Annotated in this window: 16 protein-coding genes; 10 read left to right on the top strand and 6 right to left on the bottom strand. The window is 64.5% G+C overall.

What is annotated here, in order from left to right; all coding sequences use genetic code 11:
- Positions 1–307: 307 nt before the first annotated feature.
- Both tsf and rpsB read right to left on the bottom strand, forming a co-directional pair.
- A complete protein-coding gene (gene tsf / locus ACSSV8_RS02515; protein ID WP_454281404.1) occupies positions 308–1,180 on the bottom strand; it encodes a translation elongation factor Ts in 873 nt (290 codons plus the stop codon).
- Between the two features lie 73 nt (positions 1,181–1,253).
- Positions 1,254–2,033 (bottom strand): 30S ribosomal protein S2, encoded by a 780-nt coding sequence (gene rpsB, locus ACSSV8_RS02510; protein ID WP_354537066.1) that lies wholly within the window; start codon positions 2,031–2,033, stop codon positions 1,254–1,256.
- 235 nt (positions 2,034–2,268) lie between these two features.
- Between rpsB and ACSSV8_RS02505 the strand changes: the two genes are divergently transcribed.
- The gene (locus tag ACSSV8_RS02505; protein WP_354537065.1) at positions 2,269–2,964 is read left to right on the top strand and encodes a DUF502 domain-containing protein; all 696 of its coding nucleotides are present in this window, start codon (positions 2,269–2,271) and stop codon (positions 2,962–2,964) included.
- A gap of 18 nt (positions 2,965–2,982) precedes the next feature.
- Here the strand turns inward: ACSSV8_RS02505 and lipA are convergent, their stop codons facing one another.
- The 3 genes from lipA to ACSSV8_RS02490 all read right to left on the bottom strand — a co-directional run bounded on the left by lipA (position 2,983) and on the right by ACSSV8_RS02490 (position 6,135).
- The gene (gene lipA / locus ACSSV8_RS02500; protein ID WP_454281403.1) at positions 2,983–3,927 is read right to left on the bottom strand and encodes a lipoyl synthase; all 945 of its coding nucleotides are present in this window, start codon (positions 3,925–3,927) and stop codon (positions 2,983–2,985) included.
- Positions 3,928–4,045: 118 nt separating this feature from the next.
- Positions 4,046–5,005, bottom strand: a complete 960-nt coding sequence (locus ACSSV8_RS02495) for a LysR substrate-binding domain-containing protein (RefSeq protein ID WP_454281402.1) — start codon at positions 5,003–5,005, stop codon at positions 4,046–4,048.
- A gap of 41 nt (positions 5,006–5,046) precedes the next feature.
- Positions 5,047–6,135: a DUF6456 domain-containing protein gene (locus ACSSV8_RS02490; RefSeq protein ID WP_454281401.1), complete on the bottom strand. Its 1,089-nt coding sequence runs from the start codon at positions 6,133–6,135 to the stop codon at positions 5,047–5,049.
- Between the two features lie 250 nt (positions 6,136–6,385).
- On the opposite strand from ACSSV8_RS02490, the gene ACSSV8_RS02485 reads away from it, so the two are divergent.
- On the top strand, positions 6,386–6,718 hold the full coding sequence (locus ACSSV8_RS02485; protein WP_454281400.1) for a DUF6477 family protein: 333 nt from the start codon (positions 6,386–6,388) through the stop codon (positions 6,716–6,718).
- On the opposite strand, the gene ACSSV8_RS02480 is transcribed toward ACSSV8_RS02485, so the two are convergent.
- Positions 6,673–8,220 carry a trimethylamine methyltransferase family protein gene (locus ACSSV8_RS02480; protein WP_354537061.1) on the bottom strand — a complete coding sequence of 516 codons (1,548 nt, stop codon included), beginning with the start codon at positions 8,218–8,220 and terminating at the stop codon, positions 6,673–6,675. The two genes, ACSSV8_RS02485 and ACSSV8_RS02480, sit on opposite strands and share 46 nt — an antisense overlap.
- 269 nt (positions 8,221–8,489) lie before the next feature.
- Here ACSSV8_RS02480 and ACSSV8_RS02475 point away from each other — a divergent pair, with 269 nt between their 5' ends.
- From ACSSV8_RS02475 to ACSSV8_RS02440, 8 genes are all read left to right on the top strand, one after another.
- The gene (locus ACSSV8_RS02475; protein WP_354537060.1) at positions 8,490–9,755 is read left to right on the top strand and encodes an OmpP1/FadL family transporter; all 1,266 of its coding nucleotides are present in this window, start codon (positions 8,490–8,492) and stop codon (positions 9,753–9,755) included.
- A 43-nt stretch (positions 9,756–9,798) separates the two neighbouring features.
- The gene (gene guaA, locus ACSSV8_RS02470) at positions 9,799–11,367 is read left to right on the top strand and encodes a glutamine-hydrolyzing GMP synthase (protein WP_454281399.1); all 1,569 of its coding nucleotides are present in this window, start codon (positions 9,799–9,801) and stop codon (positions 11,365–11,367) included.
- Positions 11,358–11,630: a putative quinol monooxygenase gene (locus ACSSV8_RS02465; protein ID WP_454281398.1), complete on the top strand. Its 273-nt coding sequence runs from the start codon at positions 11,358–11,360 to the stop codon at positions 11,628–11,630. The genes guaA and ACSSV8_RS02465 overlap by 10 nt, the downstream gene beginning before the upstream one ends.
- The gene (locus ACSSV8_RS02460) at positions 11,627–12,505 is read left to right on the top strand and encodes a DMT family transporter (RefSeq protein WP_454281397.1); all 879 of its coding nucleotides are present in this window, start codon (positions 11,627–11,629) and stop codon (positions 12,503–12,505) included. Before ACSSV8_RS02465 ends, ACSSV8_RS02460 begins: the two co-directional genes overlap by 4 nt.
- A gap of 141 nt (positions 12,506–12,646) precedes the next feature.
- Positions 12,647–13,765, top strand: coding sequence for an OmpP1/FadL family transporter (locus ACSSV8_RS02455; RefSeq protein WP_454281396.1), 1,119 nt, complete (start codon positions 12,647–12,649; stop codon positions 13,763–13,765).
- Positions 13,766–13,879: 114 nt separating this feature from the next.
- Complete coding sequence (locus ACSSV8_RS02450; protein WP_454281395.1) at positions 13,880–14,743, top strand: ATPase; 864 nt, start codon at positions 13,880–13,882, stop codon at positions 14,741–14,743.
- An 18-nt stretch (positions 14,744–14,761) separates the two neighbouring features.
- Complete coding sequence (metA, locus tag ACSSV8_RS02445) at positions 14,762–15,706, top strand: homoserine O-acetyltransferase MetA (protein ID WP_454281394.1); 945 nt, start codon at positions 14,762–14,764, stop codon at positions 15,704–15,706.
- 3 nt (positions 15,707–15,709) lie between these two features.
- Positions 15,710–16,663: an alpha/beta fold hydrolase gene (locus ACSSV8_RS02440; RefSeq protein WP_454281393.1), complete on the top strand. Its 954-nt coding sequence runs from the start codon at positions 15,710–15,712 to the stop codon at positions 16,661–16,663.
- Positions 16,664–16,697: the final 34 nt, after the last annotated feature.

Raw genomic sequence — 16,697 nt, 5'->3', positions numbered from 1 at the left:
CGCTAGGTAAAAGGGCACACTATCAATGTTCCGTGAGTGGTGGCTTTTAAGCTTGGGACATTGGGGAAAGGCTCATCTCTCTGGTTTTTCGAGGGGCCAATCCCCACCGGTTCTGCCGGATGCCGGCTGCATCTCTTTATAGTCAAGAGAGGCAGTCGGCGCTTCTGACCGTCGTTTCATCCCCATTTTGCGACCGGTTCAGGCGGTGCGCTCCTTCGGGAGCGCACCGCGCCTTTCCTGCTCCGAGCGTTCGCAAATAAAAAAGGCCCCCGAAACCGGGAGCCTTTCGCGCAAAGCGCCGTATCTGTCAGCCCTGGGCAACCTTGGCCACTTCGGCGGCGAAATCTTCCTGCTTCTTCTCGATGCCTTCGCCGACCTCGAGCCGCACAAAACCGCTGATCGCCGTGCCTGCCTCCTTGGCCGCCGCCTCGACCGTCAGATCGGGGTTCATGACGAAGGCCTGACCGAGCAGGGTCGAGTCGGCCATGAACTTCTTCATCCGGCCCACGATCATCTTTTCGATCACCGCGTCGGGCTTGCCCGATTCGCGCGCGATGTCGATCTGAACCTGACGCTCCTTCTCGACCAGCGCCGGATCAAGCGCCGCCTCGTCAAGGGCGGCAGGGTTCGAGGCGGCGATATGCATGGCGACCTGACGGGCAAATCCCTCGTCGCCATCAAAGGCCACAAGAACGCCGATCTTGCCCATGCCCTCGGCCGCGGCATTGTGGACATAGGACACGACGCCCGCGCCCTCGACCCGCGCCATGCGGCGCAACGACATGTTCTCGCCGATCTTGGCGATCTTGTCGGTGATCGTGTCGGCAACGGTCTTGCCGCCGATTTCGGCAGCATTCAGCGCCTCGAGATCGGAGACACCAAGGGCGACCCCGGCAACATCGGCGACCATCGTCTGGAATTCGGCGTTCTTGCCGACGAAATCGGTCTCGGAATTGATCTCGACCGCGACGCCGACGCCGCCATCGACGCGCACGGCGACAAGGCCCTCGGCGGCGGTGCGCCCGGATTTCTTGGCCGCCTTCGACAGGCCCTTGGTGCGCAGCCAGTCCACGGCCGCCTCCATGTCGCCGCCCGTTTCGGTCAGCGCCTTTTTCGCGTCCATCATGCCTGCGCCCGTGCTGTCGCGCAGTTCCTTCACCATTGCAGCAGTGATCGCCATCGGGGATCTCCTCAAAGTCTAGCGGGTCTCAGGGGGCGAGATAGCCCTGCCCCCATGACGGTTTCGTGACGGCTCAGCCCTCGGCCGGCTCGGTGATCTGTTCGGCCAGAACGTCCTCGACCGGGGCCTCCTCGAGCGCGCCCACATCCACACCGGCAGCGCCAAGCTGGGCGGACATGCCGTCAAGCGCGGCGCGGCTCACGAGATCGCAGTAAAGTGCTATGGCGCGGGCGGCGTCATCGTTGCCGGGGATGATGTAATCCACGCCCGAGGGCGAGCAGTTGGTATCGACCACGGCGACGACCGGGATACCCAGCTTGTTGGCCTCGGAAATCGCCAGCGCCTCTTTCTTGACGTCGATCACGAACAGAAGGTCCGGCACGCCACCCATCTCGCGGATGCCGCCAAGGCTGGCCTGAAGCTTGGCCTGGTCGCGCTCGATGCCAAGACGCTCTTTCTTGGTCAGGCCCTCGGCACCGGTTTCAAGCGCCTCGTCGATCTCACGCAGGCGCTGGATGGATTTCGAAACGGTCTGCCAGTTGGTCAGCGTGCCACCCAGCCAGCGGTGGTTCATGTAATATTGAGCGCATTTCTCGGCCGCCTCGGCAATCGGCTGCGCCGCCTGCCGCTTGGTGCCGACAAAGAGGATACGGCCGTTCTTGGCCACGGTCTCGCGGATGACGTTGAGCGCCGCGTCGAGCATCGGCACGGTCTGCGTCAGGTCAATGATGTGGATGCCGTTGCGCGCGCCGTAGATGAATTCGCCCATGCGGGGATTCCAGCGTTGCGTCTGGTGGCCGAAGTGAACGCCAGCTTCCAGAAGCTGACGCAGATTGAACTCGGGAAGAGCCATTTTCGTTTCCTTTTCCGGTTTGCGCCTTGGCACGGGATGAGAAGCGGATGCTTCAACCGGTGGACCGTTCGGGGATGTCTCCCCCGAGGGCCCGCCCATGCCTGCGGATTTACAATGCCGCGCGTATAGCGCCCTGCGCGGACGGGTGCAAGCGATATGCAGCCCGCGCGATTCGGTCATTGTGGCGTGGGTTTTTCGTGCCTAGATAGCGGCGTGGCCGCGCGATGGATTTGACATGAATACGCCTTTCGACGAATTGACCCCGGAGCCAAGGAAACCCAAGCGCCTGTCAGGACTACGCGCCAGCTTCCTCACGGGCATCGTGGTGATCGCGCCCGTGGGGCTCACGCTCTGGCTGATCTGGACGGTGGCGGGCTGGGTGGATGGCATGGTGCTGCCGCTCATCCCCGAGGGCTACAAGCCCGAGCAATATATCGGCATCAACCTGCGCGGGGTCGGTGTCATCATCTTCCTGATCTTCACGATTGTGGTGGGCTGGATCGCCAAGGGGCTGATCGGGCGCTCGCTGATCGTTTTCGCGGAATCGCTTGTCAACCGGATGCCGGTGGTCCGGTCGATCTATTCGGGCGTCAAGCAGATCGCCGAAACGGTGTTCGCGCAATCCGAGCGCAGCTTCGAGAAGGCCTGTCTGGTGCAGTATCCGCGCAAGGATATCTGGGCCATCGGCTTTATCTCGACCGAGGCGCGCGGTGAGATCAACGAGAAGGCGCAGACCGCCAGCGACCTGCTGAGTGTCTTCGTGCCGACCACGCCCAACCCGACCTCGGGCTTCTTGCTCTATTTCCCGCGCGAAGACGTGATCATGCTCGACATGAGCATCGAGGACGCGGCCAAGCTGGTGATTTCGGCGGGGCTCGTCTATCCGCCGGATCGCAAACCCGAGGATGACGCCACGCGTCGCCGCGCCTGATCCCCCTGCCCCCCCGTATCAGGCGAATTTCGCCTGACGCGCCGCGCGCAACCGCGCGAAATCCTCGCCCGCGTGATAGCTTGAGCGCGTGAGCGGCGTGGCCGAAACCATCAGGAACCCCTTGCCATAGGCCGCCTTTTCGTAGGCGGCGAATTCATCGGGATGCACGAAACGTGCCACCGCATGATGCTTGGGCGTGGGTTGCAGATATTGCCCGATGGTCAGAAAATCGACATCCGCCGCGCGCATGTCGTCCATCACCTGATGCACGCCCTGCCGCTCTTCTCCGAGGCCGACCATGATGCCCGACTTGGTGAACATTGTCGGATCAAGCTCCTTGACCCGCTGCAACAGGCGCAAACTGTGAAAATAGCGCGCGCCGGGGCGGACCGATGGATAAAGACCGGGCACGGTTTCGAGGTTGTGGTTGAACACATCCGGTCTGGCCGCAACCACGGTTTCAAGCACGCTGTCGGCGCAATGCAGGAAATCGGGGGTGAGAATCTCGATGGTTGTTCCCGGCGCGCGGTGGCGGATGGCGCGAATGGTCTGGGCGAAATGCTCTGCCCCGCCATCCTCCAGGTCGTCGCGGTCCACGCTGGTCACCACAACATGTTTGAGCCCCAGCTTCTGCACCGCGTCGGCCACGCGCCCCGGCTCGAACGCATCGAGCGTTTGCGGCTTGCCGGTGGCGACGTTGCAAAAGGTGCAGCCGCGCGTGCAGATCTCGCCCATGATCATCATGGTGGCGTGCCCCTGCCCCCAGCATTCGCCCGCATTGGGACAGCCTGCCTCCTCGCAGACCGTCACCAGCTTGTGCTCGCGCATGATCCGGCGCGTCTCGAAATAGCCCTTCGATGTCGGGGCCTTGACCCGGATCCAGTCGGGCTTTTTCGGTTGGGCATTGTCGGGGCGGTGCGCCTTTTCGGGGTGCCGGCCGCCGGGCAGTTTGAGATCGCGCACGATATTTTCCCCGCGAATGGATTGGTAACCTTTGCAAAGTATAAGCGACAGCGGTGGAGAGTGCCAGTGAGGCGTTGCCGCATCCCGGTATGCGCCTGTGTAAACGGTGCCACCGCTGTCACGAGTGTCCCGGTGTTCGGCGGCCCGCGGCGTCCACGTCGCGGGCCGTGCCCGTGGCGGCCAGACCGGCCGCGCGCAGGATCTCGGCCAGATCGTCGAACCATTGCGCGGGCTCCGCGCCCGCGCGGCGCACCAGCGCGATGCGGCGCGCGGGTTCGGGGGCCGCAAAGCGGCGCAGTTCCAGCCCCGGTGCCGCCCGCGCCTCGGTCTCCGCCGCCATTTCAGGAATGAGCGTGAGGCCGAACCCGGCGGCCACCAGCCGCGCCAGCGTGCCGAGCGACGAGGCCCCGGTGTCGATCTGCGCATGTCCCCTGCCCCGCCCGCAGACCTCGAGCGCCTGATCGGTCAGGCAATGCCCGTCCTCCAGCAGAAGAATCGGGCTTGACCCAAGGGCGCGCGGATCGAGCGCGTCCAGCGCGTCGCCAAGGGCTGCAAGCCGCGCCGCGCTGCCCGCCAGAAGGAACCGGTCCTCGAAGAGCGCCACCGCCTCCAGCCCCTCGCAGGGCAAGGGCAGCGCCATGAGCGCCGCGTCGATCCGTCCTGCGCGCAGATCGGCGGCCAGATCCTCGGTGCGCGCCTCGCGCACCCGCACGTCAAGCAGGATGTCGCGCGCGCGCAGCCGCGCCAGCGCGCCGGGCAGGATATAGGGCGCGATGGTCGGGATGATGCCAAGCGCAAGTTCGCCCGCCAGCCCGTCGCGCCAGCGCGCGGTCTCCTCCAGCGCCTGCATTTCCGCATGCACCCGCACGGCATGGGCCAGCACCCTTCGGCCAAAGGGCGTCAGCGCGATGTCACGGGCGCGTCGCTCCACCACCGGCGCGCCGAGCGTCGCCTCAAGCTCGCGGATCTGCACCGACAGGGCGGGCTGCGAGACATGCACCGCCTCCGCGGCCCGCCCGAAATTGCGGTGTTGGGCCAGAGCCCTGAAATAGCCAAGTTGCCGCAGCGTGATGTTCATCGCGCCATGATCGGGCGTGCGCTGTCTGCGTGCAAGGGCGATCAGCCGATCATGTCCGCCTGGGCGCCCAGCCTCTCGTAATGACGCTTGAGCCGGTGGAGCGCGATGCGCAGCACGATCTTGCCCGAGCGCGCGGACCAGCCCATCTTGCGCTCTGCCGTCTCCAGCCCCTGAAGATAACAGCAGCACCGCAGCACAACATCCCCCAGCCCCGGCCCCAGATCCCGCAGCGCGCCGATGAGCCGCGCGCGCGCCGCCTCGGCCCCGTAGCCGGACGCGACGGGCACGGTCCCGTCCTCATCCACATGGGTCAGGAAATGATCCCAGTTCTGCGCCATGCGCGGGGCCATCTGCGCCAGTTCGAAATCCTCGCGCAGCCGCTCGCCCGCGCGCACCAGATCGGCGCCGAGAAACGGTGTGCCGTCCTTGTCGCGCCGCCGTGCCAGCGCGGCAAGCGGCGTGTCGCTCGGGGCAAGGCTATGCGGGCGCGCCTCGGTCCCGTCCTCGGTCAGGATCACCGCCGGTTCCCGCAGACCGATGGCGACGTTTTCCTCCTCGGCCAGCAATTCGCCAAGGGCTGCGCGGCCTTTGGCGGTGATGTGATAGCGCGAGATGCGCCCCGGCGCGTCGCAGGCGATCCAGGCCTTGAGCGCCAGCGCCTCGGCCACATCGCGGTCCACCACGGCGGTGCGGGTGGTGCCGGTTTCGGTCTCGCGCACCACGACGGCCTTGTCCATCTCGGAGGCCACCGCCAGCAACGCGCCGCGCTCGCACAGCCGCCGCAGCACGCGCCGCGCCTCCTGCCGGAGCCGCGCCACGCTCAACGGGATTTCGGAATGGGTATCGGGTTGACGGGTCATGCAGCGTTCCTTGGCTGAAGAACCGGCCTGCCTTGCCGCGCCGCCCCCCTTCCCAAGCCGCCGCAGCGCCTCGTCCACAAGCAGATCATCCCTGCGTGTCTCGAAGGCGCGGATCTGGCGCAGGACGGTCGAGGCATGTTTCCCCGAGCGTCTGGCAAGATCGCGTATCGACGCGCCACTCTCGGTATGGGCGAGATAATGGCGCGCCGCTTCGGGCACCCAGGCGGGCACCTTCGGCTGGGTCGGTTTGGTGGTAAGCTGTTGTTGCATCACAATTCCCCAGAGTTCGGCCTGCGGCGGCTCAGACACGCCGCCCAGGTTATCCACAAGGTTATCCACATGGCGACTGCAACTTAAGCGGGCAATGATTACCGGTTCGTTAACTGTTTCCGTAAAATCAACCTTCGTTTACAAATCGTAAACAATTCACAGGACCGCCGTGCGCCGGTGCGCAGCGTGACGCAACACCGCACACACCCGTGCAAGGCTTCCCTCACATGATCCCTGTGGAGGCACGAGAATGCATGATATCCGCGCAAGACTTGTCCGGCTGCGCCGCCCGCCGCTCATGGTGCGCGCCGCGCGCATCGGGGCCGAGCACTATGACCGTGCCCGCGTTCTGCCGCATCTTCTCGGGGTGCAATCGCCGCCCGCACCGGCCCCGGCCTTGGAGCGGCTCATCGAGATCGAGGCAGCCGAGGAGCAGGACCGCAAGACGCGCGCCGCCCATTACAGCGCCGCGCGTCATGTCACGATATTGATTGCCCTGATGGCTGAGGCACGGAGCCTGGCCGACGCGCCCGCGCCTCAGCCAAAGGCGTCGCGCATCCCGGCCTTGCGCTGCGCCACATAGTCGGCCAGCGCCTCGCCGATGCCCGGGTCAAGCGCGGGCTGCTGGTAATCGGCCAGCAGTTTCTTGACCCGCGCATTGGCCAGCGCCATCGTGTCGCGCCCGCCCTCCTCGGACCATGTCTCATAGGGTTTGTAATCGAGCAGGTCCGAGCGCCAGAAGGCCGACTTGAAATTGGCCTGCGTATGCGCGCAGCCAAGGTAATGCCCGCCCGGCCCCACCTCGCGGATCGCGTCCATTGCCTGACCGTTCTCGTCCATGTGAACGCCAAGCGCCAGATGGTGCAGCGCGCCAAGCTGGTCGGCATCCATGACGAATTTCTCGAAGGACGACACCAGCCCCCCCTCCAGCCAGCCACAGGAATGCAGCATGAAATTGACCCCCGCGAGCAGCCCCATGTTGAGGCTGTTGGAGGTCTCGTAGGCCGCTTGCGCGTCGGGCAGCTTGGAGCCGGTGAACGCCCCCGCCGAGCGATAGGGCAGCCCCAGCCGGCGCACCAACTGCCCCGCGCCATAAGTGATGTGCGCGGCCTCGGGCGTCCCGAACGTGGGCGCGCCGCTGTTCATGTCGATCGAGGTGACGAACGCGCCCGCGATCACCGGCGCGCCGGGGCGCACAAGCTGGCTGTAGGCGATGCCCGCGAGCACCTCGGCCAGCACCTGCGTGAGCGTCCCCGCCACCGTGGTCGGTGCCATGGCACCGCCGACGATGAAGGGCGAGATGATGCTGGCCTGATTGTTGGCGGCGTAGACCTCCAATGACCCCATCATGACATCGTCAAAGGTCATCGGCGAGTTGACGTTGATGAGGCTGGTCATCACCGTGTTCTGTTGCACGAACGCCTCGCCAAAGAGGATCGAGGCCATGTCCACGCTGTCCTGCGCGCGGCTGGGTTCTGTCACCGATCCCATGAACGGCTTGTCCGACAGCGTCATATGCGCCAGCAGCATGTCGAGATGGCGCTTGTTCACCGGAATATCGGTGGGCTCGCAGACCGTGCCGCCGGAATGGTGCAGCCATTTGGACATGTAGCCAAGGCGCACGAAGTTGCGGAAATCCTCGATGGTGGCGTAGCGGCGGCCCTTCTCCATGTCATGCACGAAGGGCGGGCCGTAGACCGGGGCCAGAACGAGGTTGCGCCCGCCGATCTCGACATTGCGCGCGGGGTTGCGGGCGTGCTGGGTAAAGCTGGACGGGGCCGTGGCGCAAAGCTTTCGGGCCAGACCGCGCGGGATGCGCACGCGCTCGCCCTGCACATCGGCCCCCGCCTGCCGCCAGCGTTCGAGCGCGGCGGGGTTCTGCACGAAGTTGACGCCGATCTCTTCGAGCACGGTATCGGCGTTCCACTCGATGATCTCGAGCGCCTCTTGGGTCAGCACCTCGAAATTGGGGATATTGCGCTCGATATAGTGCGCGGTCTCGACGCTCACGGCGGTGCGCTCGGCCCGTCGCGCGGCCCCGCCGCCGCCCCGTGCCCGTCTGCCTTGCGTTGCTGCCTCTGCCATGAAAGCCCCCTTTGCTGAGCCGGACCCCGAGTCGAAGACGCCCGCGCACGGGCGGGCTTTGACGGGTTCTAACCCGCCTGACGAGCGTCTCAGTGGCCGATAGCGGCGCGTGCGACGTGAAAACGACATGTGACCGAAACACCATGACCGGAAGGTTTTTCTCCCCCGCAGTGGTAAAAGAGAATGGAGCGGCGCGCCTCCTTGTCCTAGATACGCACGGATATGAATGTGGTGCTGCAAAGACGGCGCCTGCGATCCGGGGACACTCCATGACATGTTTTTCCAAGACTCTGCGCATTGGCGCGGCCCTGGCACTCGGCGCGCTTGCCGGCCCCGCACTGGCCACCAATGGCTATTTCGCCAATGGCTATGGCGGTCAGTCCAAGGGCATGGCGGGTGTGGGCGTCGCCGTCCCGACCGGCGTTCTGGGCATGGCGCAAAACCCGGCCACCGGCGTCAAGGTCGGCAACAGCGCGGCGCTCTGCCTGACTTTTTTCGCACCGGACCGGGACGTGACCATCGCCCCCGGCGGGCCGCTCATACCGGGCAAGTTCAAGTCGCAGAACGATGTTTTCGTCATCCCCTGCGGCGGGGCCAATTTCGAGTTGGGGTCGCGTGCCACTCTTGGGCTTTTTGTCTTCGGCAATGGCGGCATGAATACCGAGTTCGACACGAATTTCTTTGCGGGCTTCGGCGCGGGGTCTGCGCCGCTTGGCGTCAATCTCGAGCAGGCATTCATCACGGCGAACCTCGCCTATCAGGTCACGGACCGGCTGAGTCTCGGCATCTCGCCCATTCTGGCCGTGCAGCGGTTCAAGGCCGAGGGGCTTGAGGCTTTCGACAATCCCGGGTTTTCGGCAGCCCCCGGTCAGGTGACGAATCGCGGCCATGACTGGTCTACCGGGGGCGGCGTCAATCTCGGGCTGCTTTACGAGGCAAGCGAGGCCTGGACCCTGGGCGCGGCCTATCGCAGCCGTATCCAGATGTCGCGCTTTGACAAATACAGCGGGCTATTTGCCGATGGCGGCGATTTTGACATTCCTGCCATGCTGACGCTTGGTGCGGCCTATACGCCCGCCGCCCTGCCGGACTGGACCTTTACAGGCGAGTATCAACGCATTTTCTATGGCGAGGTTGACAGCATCGCCAACCCGAGCGCGCCGCCGGGTGGCCCGCTTGGCGCGCCCGGTGGCCTTGGTTTCGGCTGGGAGGATGTCGATATCCTGAGGCTGGCCGCGATCTGGCGCAAATCCGACCGGCTCACGCTGCGCGGCGGCGTGAGCTATTCGACCGATTTCATCTCGAACGATGGCGAAGTGGTGATCAACACCATCGCCCCCGGCACGCCTCAATGGCACATCTCGGTCGGTGGCAGTTATGCGCTCAATGACCGCTGGGAGGCGACAGTCGCCTATACCCATGCCGTCTCCAACAGCTTCAGCGGGTCGAACCCGGCGCTGACCGGCGCGCCCCAGAACGTCAAGATCCGGATGCACCAGAACGAGGTCGTCACGGGCCTGAGCTATCGCTGGTAGGCCACACTTGCGCAGGCCCGTCCCGCACATTATTGGGCGGGACATGAGCCAGATCATTCATGACCGCCTTCTCATCATCGACTTCGGCAGCCAGGTGACGCAGCTGATTGCGCGTCGCCTGCGCGAGTTGAACGTCTATTGCGAAATCCATCCCTATCAGAAGGTGGATGAAGCGCTGTTGAAGAACATCGCCCCGCGCGCGGTGATCTTCTCGGGCGGACCTGACAGCGTGACGCGAGAGGGATCGCCCCGGCCGCCCCGCGCGGTCTATGATCTCGGTGTGCCGATCCTCGGGATCTGCTACGGCCAGCAGGTGATGATGCAGGACCTTGGCGGCAAGGTGGAGGCCGGAGAGCACGCCACCGCCGAATTCGGCCGCGCCTTCGTCACCCCCACCGGGGTGCAGAGCGATTTCACGGGCGGTTGGTTTGCCGACGGCGCGCGCGAGCAGGTCTGGATGAGCCATGGCGATCATGTCTCTGAAATCGCTCCGGGGTTCGAGGTTCTGGGCACCTCGCCCGGCGCCCCCTTCGCCATCACCGCCGACCGCGACCGCCGCTTTTACGCGGTGCAGTTTCACCCCGAGGTCCACCACACCCCGAACGGCGCGCGGCTTTACGAGAATTTCGTGCGTCTGGCCGGGTTCAAGGGCGACTGGACCATGGGTGCCTATCGCGAAGAGGCGATTGCGAAAATCCGTGCGCAAGTTGGCGACCGCCGCGTGATCTGCGGGCTGTCGGGGGGCGTTGATTCGTCGGTCGCCGCCGTGCTGATCCACGAGGCGATCGGCGATCAACTGACCTGTGTCTTCGTCGATCACGGTCTCTTGCGGCAGGGCGAGGCCGAAGAGGTCGTCGCCATGTTCCGCGACAACTACAACATTCCGCTGATCCATGCCGACGAGGCAGAGCTTTTTCTGGGTGAGCTTGACGGCGTAAGTGACCCGGAAACCAAGAGAAAAATTATCGGCCGTCTCTTCATCGACGTGTTCCAGAAATACGCCGGGCAGATCGACGGCGCGGAATTTCTGGCGCAGGGCACGCTTTATCCGGACGTGATCGAAAGCGTGTCGTTCTCGGGCGGCCCCTCGGTCACGATCAAATCGCACCACAATGTCGGCGGCCTGCCGGAAAAGATGGGCCTGAAACTCGTGGAGCCGCTGCGCGAACTCTTCAAGGACGAGGTGCGCGCCCTCGGCCGCGAATTGGGCCTGCCCGCCTCTTTCATCGGGCGTCACCCTTTCCCCGGCCCCGGCCTTGCCATCCGTTGCCCCGGCGAGATAACGCGCGAAAAGCTTGCGATCCTGCGCAAGGCCGATGCTGTGTTCATCGACCAGATTCGCAAGCATGGGCTTTACGACGAGATCTGGCAGGCCTTCGTCGCCATCCTGCCGGTGCGCACCGTGGGCGTGATGGGCGACGGGCGCACCTATGATTTCGCCTGCGCGCTGCGCGCGGTCACAAGCGTGGACGGGATGACCGCCGATTACTACCCATTCACGCATGAATTTCTGGGCGAAACCGCGACCCGCATCATCAACGAGGTCAAGGGCATCAACCGCGTGACCTATGACATCACCTCCAAACCGCCGGGGACGATCGAATGGGAGTGATCCGCCTGACCGGGCGGATGACCTGCGCACCCCATGAGATCGACATCGCCCGCGCTGCCCTGCCCGAACACATCCGTCTGAGCCGCGCCGAGGCCGGGTGCCTCTCGTTCGACGTGACCGAGACCGCGCCGGGCGCGTTCACCGTCAGCGAGAGCTTTGCCGACCGCGCCGCTTTCGACGCCCACCAGACACGCACCCGTGCCAGCGACTGGTGGCGCGCGACCGGCCATATGCAGCGCGAATTTACCGTGACCGAAGGATGACAGCCCCCCTGCCCGCGCCGCAGACGCTGCGCGCCGCGCTCTGGATGCTGGGGGCGGTGGCGTCTTTCTCGTCCATGGCGGTCGCGGGGCGCGCGGTCAGTCTCGATCACGACACGTTCGAGATCATGCTTTACCGCTCCATCGTGGGCTTTCTGATCGTGATGATCGTGGCGCGCGCGACCGGGCACCTGGGCGAGGTGCGCCGCGACCGTCTCGGCCTCCACGCGCTTCGAAATCTGAGCCATTTCACCGGTCAGAACCTGTGGTTTCTGGCGATCACGCTCATTCCGCTGGCGCAGGTCTTCGCGCTCGAATTCACCTCGCCGCTCTGGGTGCTGGTGCTGTCGCCCCTGGTGCTTGGCGAACGGATGACGCGCATCCGGGTGCTGGCGGCGACGCTCGGCTTTGTCGGCATCCTGATGGTCACACGGCCCAGCCCCGAGACGCTCGGCCTCGGACAATTGGCCGCCGCCTGTGCGGCCCTCGGCTTTGCCGGGTCGATCCTTGCCACGAAGCGCCTCACGCGTCACGAGAGCCTCACCTCGATCCTGTTCTGGATGACGCTCATGCAGATCGGGCTTGGCCTGCTTTGTGCGGGCTATGACGGCGACATCGCCCTGCCCTCGGCCACCGCCCTGCCCTGGCTTGTGCTCATTGGGGTGGCGGGGCTGGTGGCGCATCTGTGCCTGACCACGGCGTTGTCGCTGGCACCTGCCACGGTGGTGGTGCCGGTGGATTTCCTGCGCCTGCCGCTCATCGCGGTCATCGCGCTTTTCCTCTACGGCGAGACGGTCGAAATCTGGGTGATCCTGGGCGCTGTCGTGATCTTTGGCGCGAATTACCTCAACCTTTGGCACGAAACCCGCCATAAGTGATCACGAACCCGTGATCTCGCGTCAAAACTGTGTCGCCGGCGCAACCCCTTGAGGAGTGGGAATTTGTGACGCGGCGTCAAAGATTGACCGAAGGGGGTGTGACGGTAATGTGACCTCAAATCTTCTGGAGGAGAGGGACAAATGAAAACACAACTTCTGGCAGCCACCGCGCTTGCCATGACGGCATCCTTTGCCCATGCGGGCGGGATCGAACGGCGCGGCGATCCGTCGATGATCCTGTTCGAGAAAAGCAAGAACTACCTCGAATTCACGGCGGTGCATGTGGATCCTTCGGTATCCGGCTCGCCTCGGCCCGGTATCCCGACGGCAGCGCCCGGCAACATCCAGCAAAGCTATCGCTCCTTCGCCGGTGCCTACAAGCACGACCTGAACGATCGCGTCACGCTCGCCTTCGTCATGGACGAGCCGGTGGGGGCCGACGTGAACTATAACGGGCCATCCGCCTTCGCGGGCGGCGCATTCTTCGGCACCTCGAACGCCTCGGTCGAGTCGGTCGCCTTCAACGCGCTTGCGCGCTACAAGGCCACCGATCGTTTCAGCGTCTATGGCGGGCTGCGCTATGTCGGCCTTTCGGGCAGTCTCTTCGTTCTGTCGCCCGCGACCGGGGGCAACCCGCTTGCCGGACCGGGGCCCTATTCCCTGAGCGTCGACAAGGATTGGCAGGTCGGCTATCTGCTCGGCGCGGCATATGAAATCCCCGATATCGCCCTGCGCGTCGCGCTGACCTACGAGTCCAAGACCGAACACGATTTCAAGGACAACAACGGCGCAGCATTCCAGGTCGAGCTGCCGCAATCCGTCACGCTGCACGCGCAGACAGGAATTGCCGCCAACACGCTGCTCTTCGGCTCCGTCCGCTGGCGTGAGTGGACAAAATTCGCCGTTCAACCTCTGGACTTCTTCCAGTTCGTTCCGGGTGTGGGGGCGGTCAATGTTCCCATCGCAAGCGAGCCCGAGGATATCTGGACCTATGAGCTTGGCATCGGACGCAAGTTCTCGGACACATGGTCGGGTGCGTTCATTCTCGGGTATGAGAAGGATCAAGATGAACAAGTCGGCAACCTTTCGGGGAAAGACGGCTATTTCAGCTACGGGCTGGCCGCGACCTACGAAAATGAAAACATCAAGATCACAACCGGTATTCGCTATTTCGACATCGGCGATGCAAATTCCTCGGTGACGGCGTTTTCGGATAACGATGCCTGGGCCTTTGGCACAAGGGTTGGTTTCAAGTTCTGACGCCGCCCCTCGGACACAGACCAGCCCCGCCCCTCATCCGGGCGGGGTTTTTCTTTGGCCTCTTGCCAAATCCGGGCGAAACCAGCAGGTAAGGCGCGGTAAAAGGAGCCACCGATGATCTACCCAACCCCCCGGCATTGGCACGACGCCCCGCAAAAGCGGGTGCTTTTCTATGGCATGTCGGGGCTGGGCAAGACCCATGTCTCGCAGATGCTGCGCGATGCGGGGGGGTGGTTTCACTACTCGATAGATTACCGCATCGGCACCCGCTACATGGGCGAATTCATCACCGACAACGCCAAGGCGCACGCCATGCAGGTGCCCTTCCTGCGCGAGTTGCTCTTGACGGATTCGATTTACATCGGCTCCAACATCACGTTCCACAACCTTGCACCGGTCTCGACCTATCTCGGCAAACCGGGCGCGGGTGCCAAGGGCGGGATGCCGATCGCCGACTATCGCCGGAGGCAGGAACAGTTCCGGCAGGCCGAAATCAGCGCCCTGATGGACACCGGCTATTTCATCGAGCGCAGCCAGCGGCTCTATGGCTATCCGCATTTCGTCTGCGACACGGGCGGGTCGATCTGCGAATGGGCGGATGGTGACGATCCCGCCGATCCGATCCTGACGGAGCTTTCACGCCACTGCCTGCTGGTCTATATCGAGGGGTCCGAGGCGCATACCGCCGAGTTGATCCGCCGCTTTGACCGCGCCCCCAAGCCGATGGCCTATCAGCCCGAATTCCTGTCCCGTGTCTGGGAGGAATATCTATTCAAAAACAAAATCTCAGAGGCCGAAGTTGATCCGGATGCCTTCATCCGCTGGACCTATGCGCAGGCGCTCGCGCATCGCCAGCCGCGCTATGAGCGCATGGCGAAATGGGGCGTTCGGGTGAGCGCCGACGAGATCGCCGCCGCCTCTGACGCCGCCCGGTTCGAGGCGCTGATCGCCACCGCCATCGACCGCCGCACCGCCTGAAACCACCGAGAGACGCCCATGCCCATCAAGATCCCCGCCAACCTGCCCGCCTATGACGTGCTCAAGCGCGAAGGCGTGATGGTGATGGATCCCGACCACGCCGCGCGGCAGGACATCCGCCCGCTGCGCATCGGCCTCTTGAACCTCATGCCCAAGAAAATCCAGACCGAGAACCAGTTTGCGCGGCTGATCGGGGCCACCCCCTTGCAGATCGACTTCGATCTCATCCGCATGACCGAGCACCAGACCAAGAACACCGCCGCCGAGCATATGGAAAGCTTTTACCGCCCCTTCTCGGAGGTCGCGGAAGCGGGCGACAAGTATGATGGCCTCATCATCACCGGCGCGCCGATCGAGCATCTCGATTTCGACGCCGTGACCTATTGGGACGAGTTGGCCCGCGTGTTCGAGTGGACCCAGAGCCATGTCCACTCCACCTTTGGCGTCTGCTGGGGCGGCATGGCGATGATCAACCATTTCCACGGCGTGAAAAAGCACATGCTGCAAGCCAAGGCCTTTGGCTGTTTCCGGCACCGCAACCGCGCGCCCGCATCGCCCTATCTGCGAGGCTTTTCGGATGATTGCGTGATCCCCGTCAGTCGCTGGACCGAGATGAAGCGCGCCGAGATAGAGGCCGTGCCGGGGTTGACGATCCTGCTCGACAGCGACGAGGTCGGCCCCTGCCTGGTCGAGGATCAGGGCCGCCGCGCGCTCTATATCTTCAACCATTTCGAATATGACAGCGACACGCTGAAACAGGAATATGACCGCGATGTCGCGGCGGGAACGCCGATCAACGTGCCCTGCAACTACTATCCCGATGACGATCCCGCGCAGCCGCCGCTCAATCGCTGGCGCAGCCACGCACATCTTCTCTATGGCAACTGGATTTCCGAGATTTACGAGACAACCCCATATGACAGCACGAAAATCGGGGTGGAAACGACCGATCTGCGGATCTGAGCGGTGAAGCTGATCCTGTTCCTTGCCCTCCTTGCCGGTCTGGCCGTTTTCGTGTTGTGGAAGGCGCGCGCGCATGAGGGCCGCGCCGAGGCGGCCTTTCCCCCCGAGGGGCGCATCATCGAGGTGAACGGGCATCGCGTCCATGCCGTGATCATGGGGGACGGGCCGGACATCGTGCTGATCCACGGCGCCTCGGGCAATACGCGCGACCTGACCTTCGATCTCGCCCCGCGCCTTGCCGCGCGTTACCGGGTGATCGTGCTTGACCGGCCGGGCCTTGGCCATACCGACCGGATCGACGGGGATGGTGCGTCGATCACCGAACAGGCCGCGCTGCTTCAGGCCGCTGCCGCCGCCCTCGGGGCCGAGCGGCCCATCGTCCTGGGTCACAGCTATGGCGGCGCGGTAGCGCTTGCCTGGGCCGTGACCCGGCCCGAGCATGTCGCGGCGCTGGTCATCCTGGCCGGGGCCTCGCACCCGTGGCAGAGCGCGCTGCCGCTGGAATACCGCCTGCTCTCGCATCCTCTGGTCGGTCCCCTGCTTGCGCCGGTCCTCACGGCAGTCGTTCCCGATACCTATGTCGAGCGCGCGGTTGCGGGCATTTTCGCGCCGCAGGTGGTGCCCGAGGGCTATATCGCCCATGTCGGGGCCGCCCTCACCCTGCGCCGCGACACCCTGCGTGAAAACGCCCTGCAACGCGCCAACCTGCTGAGCGAAATCGAGGCCCTGCACCCGCTTTATGCGAAAATCACTGCGCCGACCGAGATCGTGCATGGCGACCGCGACACGACCGTGGGTCTTGCCATCCATGCCGAGAGACTGGCGGAGGACATCCCCGAGGCGCGGCTCACCGTTCTGCCGGGTGTCGGGCACATGCCGCATCACGCCGCCCCCGATCAGGTGACCGCCGCCATCGACCGCGCCGCCGCGCACGCCGGATTGCGCCCCGCCCCCTGAGCGGCCATAGTTGCCCGACAAAACGACCGGAGCC

Source organism: Roseovarius sp. MBR-79, from assembly GCF_053628555.1.
The sequence above is the reverse complement of the archived record's forward strand: the minus strand, read 5'-3'. Positions and strand labels throughout refer to the sequence as shown.